15 protein-coding genes are annotated in these 21641 nt (G+C 41.8%); 8 read left to right on the top strand and 7 right to left on the bottom strand.

What is annotated here, in order from left to right:
- The first annotated feature begins 17 nt into the window (after positions 1–17).
- The 4 genes from N7U62_RS00830 to N7U62_RS00815 all read left to right on the top strand — a co-directional run bounded on the left by N7U62_RS00830 (position 18) and on the right by N7U62_RS00815 (position 7496).
- Entirely contained in the window at positions 18–5507 is a 5490-nt protein-coding gene (locus N7U62_RS00830; protein WP_264135975.1) for a tandem-95 repeat protein, read from the top strand.
- Between the two features lie 164 nt (positions 5508–5671).
- Positions 5672–6028 carry a 6-carboxytetrahydropterin synthase QueD gene (gene queD, locus N7U62_RS00825; RefSeq protein WP_264135974.1) on the top strand — a complete coding sequence of 119 codons (357 nt, stop codon included), beginning with the start codon at positions 5672–5674 and terminating at the stop codon, positions 6026–6028.
- Positions 6015–7265 carry a peptidase U32 family protein gene (locus N7U62_RS00820; RefSeq protein ID WP_264135973.1) on the top strand — a complete coding sequence of 417 codons (1251 nt, stop codon included), beginning with the start codon at positions 6015–6017 and terminating at the stop codon, positions 7263–7265. The genes queD and N7U62_RS00820 overlap by 14 nt, the downstream gene beginning before the upstream one ends.
- Positions 7266–7268: 3 nt before the next feature.
- Entirely contained in the window at positions 7269–7496 is a 228-nt protein-coding gene (locus tag N7U62_RS00815; RefSeq protein WP_264135972.1) for a ferredoxin, read from the top strand.
- 43 nt (positions 7497–7539) lie between these two features.
- On the opposite strand, the gene N7U62_RS00810 is transcribed toward N7U62_RS00815, so the two are convergent.
- The 3 genes from N7U62_RS00810 to N7U62_RS00800 all read right to left on the bottom strand — a co-directional run bounded on the left by N7U62_RS00810 (position 7540) and on the right by N7U62_RS00800 (position 12128).
- Positions 7540–8223 carry a lysoplasmalogenase gene (locus tag N7U62_RS00810; protein WP_264135971.1) on the bottom strand — a complete coding sequence of 228 codons (684 nt, stop codon included), beginning with the start codon at positions 8221–8223 and terminating at the stop codon, positions 7540–7542.
- A 1-nt stretch (position 8224) separates the two neighbouring features.
- The gene (locus tag N7U62_RS00805) at positions 8225–9403 is read right to left on the bottom strand and encodes an MFS transporter (protein ID WP_264135970.1); all 1179 of its coding nucleotides are present in this window, start codon (positions 9401–9403) and stop codon (positions 8225–8227) included.
- Positions 9404–9512: 109 nt separating this feature from the next.
- On the bottom strand, positions 9513–12128 hold the full coding sequence (locus tag N7U62_RS00800; RefSeq protein ID WP_264135969.1) for a putative LPS assembly protein LptD: 2616 nt from the start codon (positions 12126–12128) through the stop codon (positions 9513–9515).
- A 271-nt stretch (positions 12129–12399) separates the two neighbouring features.
- On the opposite strand from N7U62_RS00800, the gene N7U62_RS00795 reads away from it, so the two are divergent.
- The 4 genes from N7U62_RS00795 (at position 12400) to hemE (ending at position 16825) form a co-directional block, all read left to right on the top strand.
- The gene (locus tag N7U62_RS00795) at positions 12400–13185 is read left to right on the top strand and encodes an N-acetylmuramoyl-L-alanine amidase family protein (protein ID WP_264135968.1); all 786 of its coding nucleotides are present in this window, start codon (positions 12400–12402) and stop codon (positions 13183–13185) included.
- An 8-nt stretch (positions 13186–13193) separates the two neighbouring features.
- Positions 13194–14141 (top strand): MlaD family protein, encoded by a 948-nt coding sequence (locus tag N7U62_RS00790; RefSeq protein ID WP_264135967.1) that lies wholly within the window; start codon positions 13194–13196, stop codon positions 14139–14141.
- A 107-nt stretch (positions 14142–14248) separates the two neighbouring features.
- A complete protein-coding gene (locus N7U62_RS00785) occupies positions 14249–15718 on the top strand; it encodes a tetratricopeptide repeat protein (RefSeq protein WP_264135966.1) in 1470 nt (489 codons plus the stop codon).
- A gap of 78 nt (positions 15719–15796) precedes the next feature.
- Positions 15797–16825, top strand: a complete 1029-nt coding sequence (gene hemE, locus N7U62_RS00780; RefSeq protein ID WP_264135965.1) for a uroporphyrinogen decarboxylase — start codon at positions 15797–15799, stop codon at positions 16823–16825.
- On the opposite strand, the gene N7U62_RS00775 is transcribed toward hemE, so the two are convergent.
- From N7U62_RS00775 to N7U62_RS00760, 4 genes are all read right to left on the bottom strand, one after another.
- Positions 16822–19209, bottom strand: a complete 2388-nt coding sequence (locus tag N7U62_RS00775) for a response regulator (RefSeq protein ID WP_264135964.1) — start codon at positions 19207–19209, stop codon at positions 16822–16824. The genes hemE and N7U62_RS00775 overlap by 4 nt on opposite strands.
- Before the next feature lie 102 nt (positions 19210–19311).
- Complete coding sequence (locus tag N7U62_RS00770) at positions 19312–20505, bottom strand: pyridoxal phosphate-dependent aminotransferase (RefSeq protein ID WP_264135963.1); 1194 nt, start codon at positions 20503–20505, stop codon at positions 19312–19314.
- 176 nt (positions 20506–20681) lie between these two features.
- Complete coding sequence (recR, locus tag N7U62_RS00765) at positions 20682–21296, bottom strand: recombination mediator RecR (RefSeq protein WP_264135962.1); 615 nt, start codon at positions 21294–21296, stop codon at positions 20682–20684.
- A 9-nt stretch (positions 21297–21305) separates the two neighbouring features.
- Complete coding sequence (locus tag N7U62_RS00760; protein ID WP_264135961.1) at positions 21306–21581, bottom strand: ATP-dependent Clp protease adaptor ClpS; 276 nt, start codon at positions 21579–21581, stop codon at positions 21306–21308.
- Between the last annotated feature and the right edge of the window lie 60 nt (positions 21582–21641).

Here is a 21641-nt window from a genome sequence, read left to right as displayed (position 1 = left end):
ATAAAAATCTTGAAACTATGAGAATAAAATTTTTGGTTGGCTTTCTATCCCTTGTAGGAAGTCACGTTTTCGGACAAACACTGAATTCTGATTGGATTACCTCTCTTGGTAACTCAACACAAGTCAGCATAAAAGACATAGAATTAGATACTGACGGCAATGTATATGTAGTTGGACTTTTCAATGGAACAGGAGCTAATTTCAACATGGGAAATACCACGCCAACAGCCATCGATGCAGTTGGTGCTGACGATGCTTTCTTTGCCAAATATGACGCCAATGGTGAGCTGGCGTGGGTGCATACCTTTGGGACTGAAGTCCACGAACGATTCAATGCCCTAACAATTAACAGTCAGGGAGACATTTTGCTGACAGGCTATCTAGGCAATGATACCAATGCCACAGGTATAGACCTGGATCCAGGGACGGGCACAGCCAGCGTAACCGCCAAAAGCGACGCTCTGGTGGCCAAATACGATGCTGACGGCAACTACCTGGACCACTTCGTGATCGGCGGGGAGAATACAGGCGTGCAGGAATTCCTCGACATAGCCGTCAATCATGGGGACTCTATATATGTAGCGGGCTACTTCAAGGACCCCAGTGGTACCGTAGCAGATATGGATCCGGGTACGGAAACAAAAAACCTCCATACCAATTCTGTAAACCAAGTAGGGATTATTGGCTTCTACAAACCCAACTTTGAGTTCATATACGGTCGTCGTACCAGCTCCAATTCTGGCAACCAGTTTTCCAAACTGCTGGTGGATGGCCAGAACCGTGCCTTCACTGTTTTAGAATGGGCCATGACCGAAAACGATTACGATATTGCTATTGAATTCGAATATGCACCGACCTACGAAGCAGCCTTGGGTTCTAGAACAAAATTAGGTGATCAAGGGTATTCAGGTACTGCCAGCAACCTGAGGTACATTGGGGCTGGTAAAAGCCATACGATTCTTCAGTTAACAGACATTTCCTGGAAAAAAACAATCGTAGGTGGTGCATCGGTCACTAGCAATCTGGTACATGATTGGATTGCCACTGACAACCAACTATATATAGTAGGTCAATTGCCAATGGGTGTCTATGTCGACACCTATCAGCAGGACATCCATAGTGCTGGTGGTGTACACGGCTATATCATGAAAACCGACCTGGCCGATGGGGCCAACACAACCTTTGCCTCCATCGCTACGACTACCACTGCCACGGATTATATTCACTCTGTAGATACTGTAGCTGGCAACTTGATACTATCCGGTCACTGGAACGGGAACGGCACCCTTGACCTAGATCCTGGCACTGGCACTTCCAACATCAGTTACAGCAACCCTGCCAGCTACTGGACAGAGCTAGACACCAACTTAGGATTTGTTCAAGGTGGATTTCTGGCCTCATCTGTAGGAAACAATGGCATGACATCACCTAGACTCTTCAATCTGGGAGAAAATAAATACCTCTTTGCAGGACAGCACGACGATGAAGCAAGCTTCACAGATGCCTATAGCCCTGATATAGTCAACCAAGGCGCCAGCCTGGCACAGTTGACCTTTATAGCCAACCAACCACCTGTAGTTGAGTCGACATTCAACGACACCACCATCGTGAGCGATGCTGACAACTATTTCAGATTGAAACGCCTGAACCTGGAAGATCTATTCAGCGATCCTGACGATGCGGAATTGACCTACACTGCTAGCTCTACCTCCACCGGAGTATACAGGGCAGATGCTTATTACGAAGAAACTTCATACCTTATTGAGATCATATTTAACCCTGGTTTTTTGGGAACAGCAGAAATCACGGTGACAGCAGAAGACAATACTGGCAATACCGCAGATTTCAGTTTCAACATCACCACCGTAGAGCCAGCAACGTTAAGCTCTCACGCACCTCAAAATGGAACCGAATCTGTAGCTCGCAATAGCACAATCCGATTCGGATACAGCCAGGACCTGGATAACACGACCATAGACGAAAATGTACATATCACTAGCAACCTGCGTAGTTCAATTGCAGGTAACTTCAGTACTCCAGGCACAGATTCTGTCGTCTTCACTCCTGATTCAGATTTCCTTCCTAAAGAAATCATTACAGTAGTGATAGACGATGGGCTCATGAGTAGCAACAGTACTCATGTGATTCCATATCAGTACAGCTTTACAACCACAGCTACCCAATCGCCTATCAACGCTCTTTCTTTTGCTGACACAGAACTGGGCTTCAATGCCACCCAAACGCGAGGATTGGCGGTAGGTGATCTGGATGCAGATGGTGATCTGGATATCGTGGCGAGCACGGAATCAGAAGCCATAGTAGTCTATATGCTTAACGATGGATTTGGAAACTTCGGTGATCCTGTGGAGATAACAAATGTTGCAGATGGTTATGACATCAAACTAGCAGATCTCAATGGTGATGGACATTTGGACATTGTTACTTGTTCCCGATTAAACCGCGGACTAATCAGTTTCATGAACGATGGCAACCTCACATTTACTTCCAATGTAATCAGCAGCGAAATTGGCAATTATCGAGAGATTGAAATTCTAGACTATAACAACGACGGATTGCTCGATATCATGCAATCCAAAACAGACAATCAGGTCTATTTACATATACAGCTAAGTACAGGTAGCTTCCAAAAAACAACAATGGCTACATGGGGTGGACTCGCTGGATTAGCAGCCAAAGACCTCAACAATGATGGTAAAACAGATATTATCTATGCCTCCTATTCTGGTGGTGATGGTATTTTCATCAGACCCTATGGTGGATCAGAAAGTAAAATTCTTAGCAAATATGTTCGTAAAGTTTCCGCCCTCGATTTCAATCAGGACGGATGGTTTGACATCTTATATACGACTATCGATGGTGAAATTGGTTGGTTAGAAAATGAAGGAAGCCTGACCTTTGTAGATCATGCTTTTGCGACTGGTTTTCAAAGCACATTCGATCTGGCACCAGGAGATGTGGATGGTGATGGTGATATCGATATTGCCTACTCTGCAGACAAAGACGCCAAAGTGGCTGTCATGCTCAATGATGGAACCGGCCAATTGAGTTCGACAGATCTATACACAACAACACAAGCACATATCCCATACAGACTGGAAATGAGCGATGTAGATGGTGACGAAGATCTAGATATCGTTGCTACCTTCACTAATGCAACAACAGCCATTCCCCAAGTAATCGTACTCAAAAACAACATCATTCAATTTGATCCTCCTGAAATCCTGGCACAATTGCCCAATATTCAAATAGATGAGGATGAACAGGAATTTCTGATCTCGAACCAGATCGACACTTTATTTTCAGATCCAGTAGGTGATGGATTAACCTATACCGTTAGTAGTACAGATATGAATGTAGCAGGCAATCTATCGGCCAATAGTTTCACTCTGAGCGCTTCCAACCATTTTTTCGGTTCAGCAACGCTTACTTTATCAGCAACCAATGCTGCCGGCACCACAGACCAAAGTTTTGATATAGAAGTATTGCCAATCGATGATGCTCCCCTACTCAGTATTGAATTTTCAGACTTATCAGGAGATGAAGACAGCTTCACTGAAACTCTGGATCTAAGTAGCTATTTCACAGAAGTAGACGAGGAAGAAATAACCTTTAGTGCAACCGTTTCGTCTGGCGAAGAAGCAGTCACTGCATCCTTGGATGGAAACCAACTCACCATCAGCGGAGTTGAGAACGGCAATGGGACAGCGCAAATCGAAGTAATAGCCGAAGACCCTCAATCCAATCAAACTACTGCGATTATAAATGTAACGGTGAATGCAATTAATGATGCACCTACATTTGACATTGAAGACTTAACAATTGGTAAAGACTTTGAAGGAACAGAAATAATCGAGTTGACAGACCTTTCTCCTGCCAACGAAACGGAAGCCATCACTTACTCGATAGATCCTTCTTCAATCTCGTTTGCCAGCGTAACTATTGATGCGTCTACTGGTCATGTCTCTGTTACTGCGATAGCGGGTGAGTTTGGTTCACAACTATTCACCATTACTGCAGATGATGGGCAAACTGAAAACAATACTACAACAGGTACATTTACTCTTGAAATCTTAGATAATGAATCACCAATTGTGGTAGGTACTGTTCAGGATCAGACCTTTGATGAGGATGCCAGCAACCGTGAGTTGATTGCTGATGTCTCCACACTTTTTAGCGACCCTGAAGGAGCCCAACTGTCCTACGAGGTGAGCAGCAGTAATACTGATGTCAGTTTGGAATTAGCCAATAATCGACTGACCTACGCAGCACCAGCCGACTATTTTGGTACTGCTATCATTACTTTGGAAGCCAGTGATGGTAACTCTACCACTACTGCTACTTTCACCCTCGCGATCCAGGCAATCAATGATGCTCCAGTAGTGAACAATCCAGTTGCGGACCTCACAGCTACTGAGGAAGTAGCCTTTAGTTTCTTCTTACCTTCAGATCAGTTCTCTGATGTGGACAATGAAAACCTGAATCTCAATGTAGAGGGTGTTCCTTCTTGGCTGAATTTCGATGGGCTTTCGTTGACCCTGCATGGTACCCCATCCAACGAAGATGTAGGTGTAGCTGTCATCACCATGACCGCCACTGATGGAGAGTTCAGCACGACAGATGAATTTACTATTACTGTTGAAAACGTGAACGATGCACCAACATTCATTGCTACAATGGAGAATCAATCAGTAGCAGAGGATTTCGAAACTTTTTCTTTAGTAGATCTGGACACTTTGGTATTAGATATTGATGGAGATATCCTCAACTTTCAGCTTACTAACAATTCTGCCACTAATGCTGAAATCAACGTTGAAAACGTACTCATACTCTCCGCAATACCGGACAACAACGGGACGGGTAGTATCACATTGGAGATAAGCGACGGTATTGAAACCATAAGCACACAGTTTGAGCTAACAGTGAACGCCATTAATGATCAGCCTTCATTCACACTTAGTCAGACAGATCTGACTTTGGATCAAGATTTTGCAGATGTGCAACACATAAGCATCAATATAGATGACATCCCGGCAGATGAAATAGAGCAAAACGTCAGTTACAGCATCACTCCAAACGACGGAAGTCTGGTGACATTCAATATTTCTGGAACTGAAATTGAAATCACAACTGTGGAGGGTGCATTTGGCACACAGCAATTTACGATCACTGCCGATGATCAACAAGCAGAAAACAATCTCTACTCACAGGACTTCACCCTGACTGTAGTAGAAACAATATTATCCACACAACGCACGGTCGACTTGAATATCTACCCCAACCCTACTTCAGACTATCTAATGATAAATGGTTCTGAAGACTTCAACACCTATCAGGTCTTAAATTTGGAAGGGCAGATAGTCTCAAGTGGCCCAATCTATCAATCTAAGGTTCAAATTGATGTGACACATCTAAAGTCAGGAATATACATGATCAGACTAGATGGGGAGAAAGCTAATTCTTACGTTTCAAGATTAATTAAGAATTAGACTACATCTTTCAGGATCAAAAGATGATGAAAAGGCTGTCTGGTTAGACGGCCTTTTTTTGTCTCTGGACATCTCTTTGCCAGCACTTTTATTTACAAACTTTACAATCCACCCAAAATACCCTAACTTCGCGGAACATTTACTAAAAGTGCATAATTAGCAACATGGTCATATTCAAGAAGTTCGCTTTTGATTCCGCTCATTTTCTTCCCAATGTACCCGATGGGCACAAGTGCAAGAATATTCATGGTCATACTTATCACCTTACCGTCTTTTTGGAAGGTGATCTGGTAGAAGACTTGGAATGGGTCATGGACTTCAAAGATGTCAAGGATGTGATCAAGCCGATTATTGATCGTTTGGATCACCAGCTGATCAATGATATCCCGGGTTTAGAAAACCCAACCGCGGAGCGAATCACGGTTTGGATCTGGGATCAGATCAAACCACAGCTACCACTTTTGAGTAAAATAGAATTGAACGAAACACCGACCAGTGGAGTGGTCTATGATGGAAAATAAGATGGAAAAGCACGACATAGAAATCATGGCGCCAGCGGGCTCATATGAGTCGCTGAGAGCAGCAATCAAAGGAGGAGCCAATTCGATCTACTTTGGGGTAGAGCAGCTCAACATGCGCGCTCGCTCTTCCAACAATTTCACCCTCGATGACTTGAGAGAAATTGCCAAAATCTGTGATGAAAATGGACTAAAAAGCTACATCACCATGAATACGGTGATGTACGACCATGATATGAATCTGATGCGTTCGATCGTAGATGCTGCCAAAGAGAGTGGCATTTCTGCTATCATCGCTGCAGACCACTCGGTGATGAACTATGCCAAGAAAATTGGTTTTCCTATCCATATATCTACCCAGGCCAACATCAGTAACATCGAAACAGTAGAGTTCTACTCTATGTATGCGGATGTGATGGTAATGGCGCGCGAATTGAGTTTGAAACAAGTTAGCGACATCACCAGAGAGATTAAGAAAAGAGACATCCGTGGACCAGGAGGAGAATTGGTCAGAATTGAAGTTTTCGCTCATGGAGCCCTATGTATGGCTGTATCTGGCAAGTGCTATTTGAGTTTACACTCTGACTTTGCCTCTGCCAACAGAGGAGCCTGTGTCCAAAACTGCAGAAGAGAGTACACGGTAAAAGACGAGCAAGGAAACGAGCTAAAGATCGACAATGAATACATCATGAGTGCAGCAGATCTCTGTACGATTGATTTCATGGACAAAGTGGTAGAAGCAGGTGTATCAGTCTTCAAAATTGAAGGACGCGGACGTGCAGCTGACTATGTCTACACCACTACCAAGTGCTACCGTGATGCGGGTGATGCCATCAATGAAGGCACCTATGGACCAGAAAAATTCACGGTTTGGAAGAAAGAATTAGAGACAGTATATAATCGTGGCTTCTGGGATGGTTACTATTTGGGCCGAAAAATGGGAGAATGGAGTAAAGTCCATGGTTCTAAAGCCACGACGAAAAAAATCTTCCTTGGAAAAGGAGTCAAATACTTTGGTAACATCAAAGTAGGTGAGTTCCAAATGGAAACACATACACTGGAATCTGGAGATGAAATCATGATCACTGGCCCAACAACTGGCATTGTCAAAACCAAGGTCGGAGAAATGAGAGTAGCAGATCAAGCAGTGAACAAGGTTAAAAAAGGAGACAATTTCTCTATCCAAATTGACGAAATGATCCGTCCTTCAGACAAACTTTATAAGATAGTACCTGCCTAAGGAATGTTCAAAATCACCCATTACAGAGACAAATGCATCGGCTGTTTTGCTTGCGTTGAAATCGCTCCTGATCGCTGGAGGATTTCAAAAAAAGATGGTCGGTGTACCCTGGTTGGTGGTAAACAAAAGAAAGGTATCTATCACGTAGATGCACACGAAGAGGAACTGGAAGAAAACAAACGCGCAGCTGCCAGCTGCCCAGTCAATATCATCAAGATCAATGGTAAATAACCATTAATAAAATTCTTGAATCTTGAATCTTGAATCTTGAATCTTAATAATTATAATGCTTTTGCAAACCATTGATGATATTCCATTGGGCAAGGATGTAAGTTGACATGATCCAAATCCCGGCATTCTGCATCGGTTCAAAAAACATATTGAGTGCCAGAAGGGAATCTGATAGCAAGAAAAGAATCGCCCCAAAAATCACGCCTCTCACACTATCTATATTGGATCGGTTATGCCTGTAAATAGCGGCTAAAACCATCGAGATTAAAATAGCTGCATAAACAGCTACTGGAATCTTCAGCCCTCCTAAATTGGACCAGATTGCCATCAACAAAAAGACAAACAAGAACACAAAAGGAATGGCATACAACACCTTTGCCAATGGATTGGGCCCTTGAGTATTTTCATTAACTGCATTGGAAAACGCAACGATGTAGGCGATATGTGCAACAGCAAAAGCCGCCAGCCCGATCATAAAATACATTTCCCCCTCATACATCAAGAACGAATCCCCAACAAAGGAAAATATCAAAGCCACTGCAGCAAAAAGAAAAGACGGGCTCAGTCTGCCAGTAGTCCCCTGTCGGAGGTAAAAAAGCAAAACAGGCATCAACATGGGTTTAGAAAAATGACGCACATGTTCCCATCCCATCATCAGTGCCAGTAACTCTACTACCACCACACCAACAAAAACGTACTGAGTTATCTTTTTCGAATTTAGCTCCATCTCAAATCTCATTTACTCGGGGCAAGTTACGCACTGTTTTAGAAAACAAATAGATCAACGCTGTGACAATACATACAGCACAAGTATAGAATACAATAGGAATATTACTCAAGTCATTTCCATAAACCCAGCCACCAAGCAGGGCACCCATTCCTATTCCTATCTCTAAAAAGATATACATAGTAGCCATGCCGCGTCCTCGATGCTTGTCATCACTCAAATCAATCGTCCAAGCAAAAATAGTAGGCGAGCACATCCCTACTCCTACGCCATACAGTACCGCAGTAGTTAACAACAAGAAGGCAGAATTGGCATTGGCCAACAACAGCAAAGCTGCGAGCAATATTGCACTACCCACTTTCAATACTGGCACACGTCCATATTTATCTGAAGCTTTGCCAGCCAGCAATCTCACCATCAGCGAGGCGATGGTAAAATAAGTAAAAAACAATCCCCTATTAGAAAGGCCCATTTGGTCGCTGATATCAGGAATTACCGTTACAATCGCACCGAATGCAAAGACCAAAAGCATCATCATAATCGATGGAGATAAAACCCTGGGCTCATAAATCTCTTCTTTTCTCACTACAAAATGTTTCCAGCCCACTCGCTCAGTATTCTTTAAGGTTTCCTTCATCCCTATCAAGATGAGAACAGAAAGTACCGCAAAAAATGCAGAGGTATAAAACATGATATCCAAAGAAAAATGTTTTGCAATCAGAGGACCTATCGAAGGACCAGCTGCCATTCCCATACTTCCAAAAAATCCAAGTACGCCCATGGCCTCTCCCCTTTTGTTCAACGGAATGATATCGGCTACATAGGCGGAGGTTCCGGTTGGTTTAAAACCTGTAGAAAAGCCATGAAACAAACGAAGGAGAAAAAAGGCCCAAAGCGTATTAGCAAAGGGATACAAAACACCCGCAACTCCACAAACTATAGCCCCCACTATCATGACAGGTACTCGCCCTACTCTATCAGCCAGCTTACCACTAAAAGGCCTTGAAAGACCAGCTGTCAAAGTAAAAAGCGCAATAATCAACCCTTTGTAGTCCCCTCCTCCCATGGTCTCCAGATGTGAGGGCAACTCAGGTATGATCATGTTGAAACTACTAAAAAAAAGAAAGCCACTAAAGCATAGCAGCATGAATTGAAGGGTATAAATGGAGTTGTTGTTCATGGATGCAAAAATAGAAGGCTCCCCCAAAAGGAAGCCACAAAGCCCATGAAATAAAGATTAAATAAATCACCCGGTCTTTCACGAGCAATCACTCCAAACTAAGAAACCATTAGAAACTGGTGTACGTAGACTGGCTTCTCTTGTCCAGCTTCAGATCCTTCAACATAGCAGAATTCACCGCAATCCTTACGTAATAAGATTGACGTGGACCAAACGGCACCCAGTTAAAGGAAATATTCCAACAGTGAAGATCTCTAGTCACATTGAGTCTGGTAACTGTAAATTCCTTAGCCTCCAGATCATAACCTGAGTTGAAATTCATTCTGGTTTTATCTGTGATACTCAAGGAACCACTAAAGTTTAACGTTTGAGTGATCGTATAATCCTCAAAACCTCGCTTATTATAGTTGAGAGAGTAGTTCACATTCAAACTCCAGGGAACATTCCACGGCACGTACATGTTAGGATCGTAAGAAATAAAATCATCTACATTACCAGCCTGAAATTTTTCATCCTCATTGATAAAACCATTGTTGCTGAAAGGGTCATTGGCATTCGGATCGCCTGTTGGATTCTTATCATTGTTTTTAGAGCCTTTAGGTTGCAGTTTAAAGCCGACAGACATGCTCGTTCGGGTCAATTGCCCAATACCCTTACCATTATTCCAGGCGAACTGATCTATTTGCCTCTGATGAACCTGATCCCCTCTGGATGTCTCCTGGATACTATCCAGTACATAAATATATGGATCGATCGTACCGCTCAAACTCACAAAGACCGCCCCTTTGAAAAAAGAAGTCCTGGCATTCCAATTGAAATCACTCAAATTGAAGGAATCCGCCAGAAAATTGTAACTGGTAGACATGGAGAGGTTATCGAAGATTTTGATCTTCTTATACTCCTCCACAGAATCAACTTTGGATTTGACCTTCATCTCGATATTATTATTCAGAGAGAGGGATACGCTCGCACTTTCTCCCAAAGATGGGCCTCCGTAGGCAAATCCTTGGTATTTGGACAATACCTGTGTTCTTCCACTTTCACTAGTTTGAACTTCCTGGTAAGTCCCCTTTGCAGGATCTCCAAAATCAGGGCTGTAACTAAAACCTACATTTGGAGTCATCACGTGTCTAATGGCCTTGACCTTCTCACTTCTGAAATTGTACATACCATAAAGTCGAGTGGACATAGATGCACCCGAACTCCACCAACCAGCTCTAGAAAATCCAGAAACCGTATCAACCTCTACACCTTCTAATTCCTGATTGTACTCGTAGCCCAGCTCCTGTGGATACCAAACCTCTGTATAGTTAAAACTTGGGCTTACAGTAAAGTACTTTAACATATTAAATGAGGTAGAAACTGGAATCTGATGTCTGGCCCCCATCTTGGCTCGACTCAGCAAAAGATCCATATTTTCTCCGTTGAAATTGATGACTTCATCTGACGCCACATTGGAGTTAACAACATACCCAGGTAAGTTAACTGGTGAATTGGTCACTTCACTCTTCGCAGACAATCTATAAGTAAATCCTAATTTGCCCAGCGCATTATTTTTCATATTACCCACATTCTTGAAGGGCTGAATTCTGGAAGCATTAAAACTAATCTCTGGGAGTGTCATATTTACCACTCCGGTACTGATGTTCTGGCTATGACGCGCATTCACCGTCATATTGAAAGGAGTCCCTTGAAAAGTCTTACTATAAGAAATATTAGAGTTGAACTGTGCATTGATACTTTGGGTATAATCATAACCTACGTTATTCGCATTGGCGCTATAGGTAGTCGTACCCCCCGATACTGAAGCTGAAAAACGAGAACTACCATAAGACTGTGGAGTATGGCTCCAGTTGACCCAAACATCCTTGGAAAAGGAATTATCCTCAAACTGCGGGCTCATTGTTTTGTTATAGCGCACTGCCAAATTTCCGTTATACCGATAGCGCTTTTTGTAGGTAGTCGCTCCATTCAAGCCATAACTACCATTGGTGTAGAGGTCTCCCGTGATTTTCAGATCCATATACTCACTGATATCGAAGTAGTAACCCGCTCCGCGCAGGAAGAACCCACGATTGTTATCCTCTCCATATCCTGGAAAAATGATCCCTGAATTCTTTTCTCTTGGAGAGGGGAACATACCAAAGGGAAACCCAATAGGTGTAGGAATTTCACCAAAATAAATATTGAACCAACCCGACAAAACACGATCCTTCGGTATCACTTTCAATTTGGTGGCTCTGATATAGTAATGTGGATGCTCCAAATCGCATGTAGTGTATTTGGCATCACGGATATACATCTCATCCTTTTCATTCTTTTTGACTCTAGCGCCATGCATGTATGCGCCATCTTGCTCAGTAATGATCCCATTAATCAAGGCCTTCTTGGTCTTGAAATTATAAATCATATCATCTGTCTCGTAGCTATCGCCTCCTTCCGTAAAGACCGGCTTCCCTACTTTTCTACCAGTACTATCATCCAAAATGTAAGTAGCTTGTATCGTATTCTCCACCCAATCCATCTCAATTCTCTCCCCTGTCAAAGAAATATTTCCATAATCTATACTTCCTTCACCATATAGGTACATTTTTTGATTGGTCAAATCAAAGTAGATCGAATCCTTGGATTGATAGTTGACCGTGGTGGTGACATCATTGCGGCTTTTCTTCTGAGGAACCTGAACTGTATCAGCTACTACAGAGTCCATTTGTGATGGAATCATAGCTAGAATTGAATCAGGCAGGAAACTACGATATTCAGGGTAGGCCTGGAGAGAATCTAAATAACCGTTAGAAATGAAGAAATCGACCTTTTGTAATACTTGTGCCGTGTCGATTGACAGGTTTTGTGAGTATCCTTTGACCCCAAAAAAGACGAGTGATAAACAGAGAAACAGGCATTTTATATTGGGCACTAGGATTTTCAGTTTCAATTAAAAATATACATTTTTGTACAAAAATATTGCCAATAAAGTTCTAAACAACTTCTTCCGAATGAAAAATGTCATAGTGATCGGGATTTTAGCAATTGGTCTTCTATTTGTCTCTTTTAACTCCACTGGAGTGAAAGATTATAAAATCAGAAAGATTGTCATAGATGCGGGACATGGTGGAAAAGACCAGGGTACCTCAGGTGATTTTTCGCTCGAAAAAAACATCGCGCTGGATATAGCATTGGAGACAGGTAAAATCATCAATGAATATTTGCCAGATGTAGAAGTGATCTATACCAGAAAAGACGACAGCTTTCCGTCCTTGTACGAACGCGCCGATATAGCCAACAACAATCACGCTGACCTTTTCATTTCGATCCATTGCAATTCTGCTCCATATAGCGCTACCGTGCATGGTACAGAAACTTACATCATGGGTTTACACAAATCGGATGAAAATTTTGAGGTGGCCAAGCGTGAAAACTCCGTTATCACATTGGAAGAGGACAGCAAAGGTCAGTACGAGGGGTTCGACCCCAATTCGCCAGAGTCCTACATCCTGTTTTCACTATATCAAAGTGCCTATCAGGAAAACAGCTTGAGATTAGCTCAAAATGTAGAAGATCAATTCAAAAACCGAGTAGGAAGACGAAGCAGAGGTGTTAAATCTGCAGGATTTTTAGTACTTTGGAAAACTAGTATGCCAAGCATATTAGTAGAAACAGGATTCCTAAGTAATGAGAAAGAGGAACGAGAGCTCAACGATAAGCTGCAGCAAACGTATATAGCCTCTGGGATCTTTAGAGCATTTAGAGATTACAAAAACGAATTAGAATCTAAAAACTAACTTCACTAGTGACCAAAGAAATCAAAGTCGGCCTTTTTGCCGCTATCTCGGGAGCAATTTTATATCTAGGTTTCAATTTTTTAAAAGGGAACAATTTCTTCTCTGACACCCAACAGTTTTATGCGATATATGACAACATAGATGGTTTGAATGTATCCAACCCTGTCATAGTCAATGGATATGCTGTAGGACGGGTTAGCAACATTGAGATCCTACAAAACCAAAACAACAAGATCATTGTGGAAATGGATGTAAAAGGAAGTCTGAAAGTGGGAAAAGGCACCTCTGCCATTTTGATGAACAGTGATTTTTTGGGGAGTAAATCCATCCTTCTTGAAATCAAAAACCACGATACACCACTCAATAGTGGAGATACTATCAATGGTGAAATAGACCTTGGACTAGCAGCTATATTGAATCGAGCCGAACCGTTGACAGACGATATAGGAGTCACAATCAGTCGATTAAATGAAATACTACTGGGAATGGAGGGTGCTGGAGAAGAACTCAAACAAACCCTATCCAACATCAATACCGCGGTGATCAGTGTCAACAAGCTGGTAGTACAAAACAACTCCAGGCTAGAAAAAAGCTTCAACAACATCAACGGTTTATTGGTCAATATTAACCAAAAAGTGGATATGTTAGAGCCTGTTCTAACCGGTGCAGATTCGACCCTTTCCAAGATCAACTCATTAGAATTGGAAAACACCATCGCGAACCTGAATCAAGTTATGATGGAATTAGACACTACCATCACAGCTATCAACGAAAGTCAGGGTAGTCTTGGTAAAATCATTAATGAAGACACGCTCTACAACAATCTAAATCAAGCACTTACAGACCTAGACAAACTACTGATCCATATTGATCAAAATCCAAAGCATTTCTTTGGACCATTAGGGCAATCTTCGAAAAAAATAGCAAAAGACAGAGAAAAAGCTGCGAGAGAATAATCAATGCCTAAGACTCGGATTTGGACTATTCCATATCTTTTTTATCCAATCCTTTCTTATCATATTTTTATCCTATAATTTGAGAATTATTATCAGCATAAACCAATATGTCAGCAGCATTATTTGGGCTCCTGCTCTATACTGTTAATTTTTTCGGCAATACAGAAATACCTGTCACTAAGACAGATTCTCTCAATGTTCAGCTTGACACTATTGTTAATGTTGAACAAAGAGTGGATGTATTAAAACTTCTGGTTGACGAAGAAATTGAAACAGATCCTGAAACAGCCTTACCTTATCTGGAAGAGCTTTTAGAAATAGGGAAAGAAAATAATGATATCATACTGATAGCGGATACTCATAACCAAATTGGGTATCTATGGTTTAAGGTCAGCAAGCTTCAACAGTCAACAGAGCATTACTTTAAAGCGCTAGATTACCTGGAAGATAAGCCTGATCATTATGCCTTGCTTTGCAGAATCAACAACAACATAGCCTGGAATTTTCAGCAACAACATGACTATCAAAGAGCCCTTGAATACTATAACATAGGGGAGAAATTCTGTAAAAAATCTGATGAGATTGCCATGGTGGCCCATCTACTCAACAACAAAGCAGTAGTTTATAAAAACTTGCGCCAGTATGACACAGCCTTGAAACTCATTGGTCAGGCGATGACACTCAACAAGAAGAATGGTGATGTCCAACGAGAGCTTCACAACCTCAACAATATGGGAGTTATTTACCTGGAACAAGGCAGATATAACCAGGCTAACAAGTATTTTAAACAAGCCCTGAAAATGAATCATGAGAGAAAAGACTATCATGAAGCTACTAATAACCTAATGAATTTGGGGCGCTCATTTTATCAACAAGGAAAATATGAGGCAGCAGAGGACACCTTAAAACATGCTTTGAACCTCTCTGAAATAACAAGATCCATACCTCAAAAAGAAGAAATATTATTTGATCTCTATGAAGTCAAAAGAGAGCAAAAGGAATTTGAAGAAGCGCTAAGCTTTTTCAAGCAATACCATGATCTAGAGGATAGCCTCTTCAAACGAGGACAATATACAGATCTGATCGAACTGGAGGCCAAATACAAGGTAGCGCAAAAAGAAAGAGTATTACAGGAATCTCAAAATCAGCTTCTCAAACAACGTTTTATTAGCACGATGTATCTGGTGGCTCTTTTCTTTGCAGCGGTTCTGATTGGCTTTCTAATCTGGGTATATTCTAGCAAAAAACGAAATGAACGAAAACTCATCGCTCTGTATATGGAAATAGATCAACAGAACGAAAAAATCCAGAGCATCAATCAGAATCTAGAGAAGACGGTCAACAAAAGAACCAAGGTAATCCAAGAACAGAATAACCAACTGAGGGAGTTTGCCTTTATGAATTCTCACAACATCAGAAGACCTCTGTCAAACATTCTTGGTTTACTATCCTTGCTGGCCGAAGAAACCGAACAGGAAAACGTGAAAGAACTAACTCGACTCGCCAAAGAATCGGCTGCTGAGATGGATCAAATCATCAAAGACGTCAATCAGCAGCTAAAAGAAGGAGAACTCTAGCGGCTCAGGACAAATTGTTCTGATTCCACCCTCTCCGATCAATATTGACATGTATATTTGCGGCAAAAATCGAGAACTATGACGCTAAAAAACGACTTACTGATTCGCGCTGCTAAAGGAGAGAAAGTAGAAAGAGTCCCTGTATGGCTGATGAGACAAGCAGGACGAATTTTACCAGAATACAGAAAAGTTCGTAATAGTGTCAGTGGATTTATCGAATTGGCAAAAACGCCAGAATTAGCTGCAGAAGTCACGATTCAGCCTGTAGATATTTTAGGTGTAGATGCTGCTATCATTTTCTCAGACATTCTGGTGATCCCGGAAGCCATGGGTCTACCCTATCAAATGATCGAAAAGAAAGGTCCCTGGTTCGAAAACACCATTCAAAGTGCTTCAGACCTATCGAAAATCAGAATAGCTGAACCAGAAGAGGATTTGGATTATGTACTAGAGGCCATCAAAATCACCAAAAAAGAATTGGATAGTAGAGTACCTCTCATTGGTTTTGCTGGCGCACCATGGACGATATTTTCCTATATGGTGGAGGGTTCTGGAAGTAAGACTTTCTCCAAGGCAAAAAAGATGCTTTACTCTGAGCCAGAATTGTCTCATCAATTATTGGACATGATTACCAAGAGCACCATATCTTACCTGAAAGCTCAAATCAAAGCAGGAGCCAATATTGTTCAGATCTTTGATTCGTGGGCTGGCATTCTGTCTCCGGAACAATACGAAACCTTCGGTTTAAAATACATCAGTGACATCTGTGACGCCATAGACGAAGTGCCGGTTACTGTTTTTGCAAAGGGGGCCTTCTTCGCGCGACAGCAAATGGGAGCGCTGAACTGCGAAACGATCGGACTGGATTGGAACATGAGCATCGCTGAATCTCGCCAGCTAATAGGAGATACCAAAACACTACAAGGCAACATGGATCCGTGTGTACTCTACAGTGATGACAAAGATATCGAAGCTCATACCATCAAAATGCTGGAAACATTCGGAGGACATAGACACATTGCCAACTTGGGACATGGCGTATATCCGGACATTGATCCCGGAAAAGTTAAAGTATTTATAGAGACTGTGAAGAACTGGAGAGCTTAGGTGCCAGACATTTCAGCCTCGCTCTGTTCGATGTGGTTTCTTATTTTGTTGTAAAGATCTTCAGGTTCGAATGGCTTAGTAATAAAGTCATTCATTCCACATTCGTAGACTTTATCCCCTACATCCAGCATCACAGAAGCTGTCAAGGCAAGAATAGGAGTTTTAAGTCCCCCTTTTCTAAGCTCACGTGCAGCGGTATAGCCATCCATCACAGGCATCTGTAGATCCATAAGCAATAGATCATAATATTCCGTGCTGCCTTTCTCTAGAGCCTCTCTTCCATTTTCGGCCACATCCACGTCTATATCCCATCTAGACAGAAATTTCTTGGCCACCATCACATTGACGGGGTTGTCCTCCACCAAAAGGATTTTCTTTCCTTCCAGTTGGTTCTTGTCTTCGCTTATAGTTTCTGTCACTCTTTCCTGGTTTTCGCTGATCTCAAAAGTCTGGGTAAAATAAAACCTCGACCCCTGTCCTTCAATACTGAACAAATTAATTTTAGTATTCTGAAGATCCAGAATCCTTTTTGTGATACTTAGTCCCAATCCAGTTCCACCATACTCACGTGTAGTAGAGGTAGAGGCCTGAGAAAAACTATCAAATATTTTAGTTTGCTTGTCTTTGGGAATTCCAATTCCTGAATCTTCTACAGTAAATTTAATAGAGATTCTCATTTTAGTCTGCATAATTACCTGAAGACTTAGTGTAACTCCCCCCTCATTTGTGAATTTAATCGCATTTCCGATCAAATTTGTCAAAATCTGACTCATTCTTAAGCCATCACACACAACGAACTTAGGGATCCCTTCATCACTAATAAAATTGAGATATATCCCTTTCTCTCTCGCTTTGGGCTCCTGAGCCTTTACAATATTGTGACATACCTCGACAATATTAGTATCCAGATACTCAAATTCGATCTTACCAGCATCCAGCTTGCTATAGTCTAACACATCGTTGATCAAGACATGCAAATGCTCCGCTGAGAACTTAAGCGTCTTCAAATCATCCACATGTTCCTTCTTAGGCTCATCACCGATGAGATAGTTGGTTAATCCAATTACAGCATTCAGAGGTGTTCTAATCTCATGAGAAATCATAGACAAGAAATCAGACTGTGATTTAGCGGCCGCTTCAGCCTTTTCTTTGGCCACCTCGATTTTCCTATTGTATTTATAAAACAGAATGATCGATTGTATAAAGAAGAACTGTTGATACCCAAAGAAATAAAACAACAAGGAAGATTTGAAATACCCAAAATACTCGAGTATAGTGGATCCCAAAACAATAAACAGTATAGTAGAACTGACCAAAGACAACTTAGATCCTTCTCTCTTTCTCACCACAGCCATCACATAGGTGCCGAACAAGTAGACAAAAGAGAACATCACATACACCGAAAATGGAGCCGCCAACTGTGTAAATACTTTAACAGGTAAGAACAGTGTCACAAGGATGCTGACCCCACAAAATAAAGAGGTAAAGTACAAAAACAGTTTTGAGGTTTCCTTCCTGTACAAATGATAAGAATAAAAGGAAAAGGATAAAGCGGAGAGATACATAGTGATATACTCCAGCTTTAAAGTCACAATCCAAGGCAAAGTAGGTACCAGGGAATGAAAAGTGTAATTACCCGACCCGATGGCTCTATAACTGTAGAACAAACAAAACAGTGCGTAGAAGAAGATTGGCATTTCGTGCCTTCCATAAGAAAACAGCACCATAAAAAACAAACCGACAAAGAACAAGCTGGCCGCCATGATCAGATCATTGGCTTCCTGTCGCCTTTTCTGGGTTTGCATCATCACCTTTTCTCCAAGAGTAATAGGTTCTACTGCCCCACCTCTGGAATGATCAAAATTGGCGATCTGAAGCACGATATCCAATGTGTCATTGGTGACTTTCAGATCGCGGGTAATCAGCTCCCAGTGCGGATAGGTAGTCGTTTCGCTCTTCCCTACCTGACCATTGGCAGAGATAAATTCTCCATTGATATAGAGCATGTAGGCACTATAAAAATGCGGTACAGAAACTGCCAACTCAGGAGTGACTGAATTCAACACCACCCTCAATCGATGAGTGGCAAAACCGTCAGGACCTATTGTATCATTCCCTATGATTTCTTTTTTCCAAAGTTTTGGAAAAGGACGGTAGATTGGATCTATTTTAGAGGAATCAAATTCGTTGGGATAGATGAGTCGCTCCCAGTAAAACTCCCACTCACCTGTAAGCTCCAGGGGCTGTGATTTCTGAAACTCCCAATCACGCAAATCCAACACGCCTTTTTGCGCCTTGGGCTGTTCTGCAGCCTGCAGGGTATTAGGATTCCCAAAGGACAGAATCCATAACAGTAAAAAACAAATCAGATAAGGAGCTCTCAAAGTAAACCTTTCATTAGTTGTGTAGGATAAAACTAATGAAATCAGGGGATAATAAAAGAAATAGCGAGCCTAAAGAAATAGACTCGCTACTTTAAGATATTATTATTTCAATTTGGCAACTGCCTCTTTCACACGTCCAATTGCTGTTCTCAGGTTCTCCTCAGATGCAGCATAAGATAGTCTCAAACAGTTAGGATCACCAAAAGCTTCTCCTGTCACCAATGAAACATGTGCAGTCTCCAGCAAGTATAGACAGAAATCCGTAGCATTGTTGATCGTAATATTACCATCTGATTTACCAAAATAAGCACTCACATCAGGGAAGAAGTAGAATGCGCCTTGTGGCATATTCACTTTGAAACCAGGAATATCACTCAATAGACCATGTACCAACTCTCTTCTGCGACCATATTCTTTCGACATCTCCTGAGTAGGACCTAAATCGGTGGTCAAAGCAGTATAAGTGGCTCTCTGCGCTATCGAACAGTTAGCAGAAGTTAACTGACCCTGGATCTTGTTACATGCCTTTGCCAACCAGGCAGGTGCACCGATGTACCCTACTCTCCAGCCTGTCATCGCAAAACCTTTGGCTACACCATTGACGGTTACCGTTTTGTCTTGCATGCCTTCGATAGCACCAATACTAGCATGTGCTCCCGAAAAATTGATGTGCTCGTAGATCTCATCAGAGATAACTAAAATATCATGAGGTTTCAATACCTCAGCGATTGCCTCTAACTCTTCCTGAGTAAATACTGAACCTGTCGGGTTACATGGAGAAGAGAAAATCAAGGCTTTTGTTTTGTCAGTGATAGCAGCTTTGATTTGCTCAGCAGTAGCTTTGAAATCATTTTCGATTCCTCCTTTCACCAATACAGGGGTACCTTCAGCCAATTCGATCAAGGCAGTATAGCTAACCCAGAATGGAGACAATACGATGACCTCATCACCTGCATCTAGAATTGACAAAAAGACGTTGGCAATAGACTGCTTAGCCCCATTAGAAACTACAATCTGATCCGCAGAATAATTCAGACCATTTTCTTTCTTAAACTTCTCAGAAATAGCCTCTCTCAAATCAGCGTATCCATTTACAGGTGGGTAAGCAAAATATTTTTCAGAGTCGATCGCCTCTTTAGCTCCTTCCTGGATGTGCTTTGGGGTTTTGAAATCCGGCTCTCCTAAGCTAAGACTGATCACGTCGATTCCTTTGGCTTTGAATTCTCTTGCTTTGGCTGCCATAGCCAAAGTGGCAGATTCTGCCATGTTTTTGATTCTGTTTGAAAGTTGTTCCATTTCTTGTTACAATAAATTTTGCTTGCGCAAAACTAGACAAGCTTTAATCAAGCTCGAAGGGAAAGGGTTTTAAAATTTTAACACTTCGGTTAAAGTTTGTTCAAATAAGGATAATATGAACCAAGAAGGACGAAATTCCGCATCATATAAAAAAATCAATGAATTAGGCTGGTTAATTACTCACCACTGAGGTAGGCTGTTCTTGTCACGATACTGCGCCCGAGAGTTACTTCATCTGCATATTCCAATTCTCCACCGATCGGGATACCTCTGGCAATGGTTGATATCTTCACTCCCGTTTCTTCTAGCTTTCGAGAAATATAGAATGAAGTCGTGTCTCCTTCCATCGTAGCACTAAGCGCAAGAATCACCTCTTGAACCTCTCCGGCAGACTCCTGAACACGTTTGATTAGCGAATCGATATGCAGGTCTTCCGGACCCACTCCCTCGATAGGGGAAATCACACCACCCAGCACATGAAAAGTTCCTTTATACTGACCCGTACTTCGTATAGCCAGCATATCAGGAGTGTCCACCACGACACAGATGACCGACTGGTCAGTATTGATCGTACGACAGGTGCAGTCAGTCGTATGAGAAATAATGTGACAGGTATCGCAGTATTGGGTCTCCTTCCGAAGCTTTAACAATGCCTCAGTAAGATCCTCTGTCGTAGCTTGTTTTTCTTTTAGTAAGTGTAGTGCGAGTCGAAGAGCCGTCTTTTTTCCTATTCCGGGGAGTTTGGATATTTCTCGTACCGCCTCCTCTATCAGTTCGCTTGGGAATTCCATTCAGTAAAGTTAGACAATGGAGGCATTGATACCCGCATCTATGATTCCATCTTTCATGGGTTTCAGGTCATCATATGTCCCTTTCTTTACTTCACATTTACCTTTGAAATGAATAATATATGTACACTGCTCTGCTTGAATACGTTCGTGCTTACATACCTTGATAAGCGTATCAATCACATGATCAAATGAGTTTACCTCATCGTTGAAGACAATTAGTCCTCTACCTTCTTCTTCCTTGATGCCAACCAGAAGTGACTCTTCCTGTTCGAATTGATAAGACATATCTTTATTTTTTTATCCGTTCACAAAATTAGAATAAAGACAATAAAGTCTAAATTTATT

This window comes from Reichenbachiella ulvae (assembly GCF_025833875.1).
Taxonomy (GTDB): domain Bacteria; phylum Bacteroidota; class Bacteroidia; order Cytophagales; family Cyclobacteriaceae; genus Reichenbachiella; species Reichenbachiella ulvae.
Note: the sequence above shows the minus strand (reverse complement) of the source record. Positions and strands in the feature narration are given on the sequence as shown.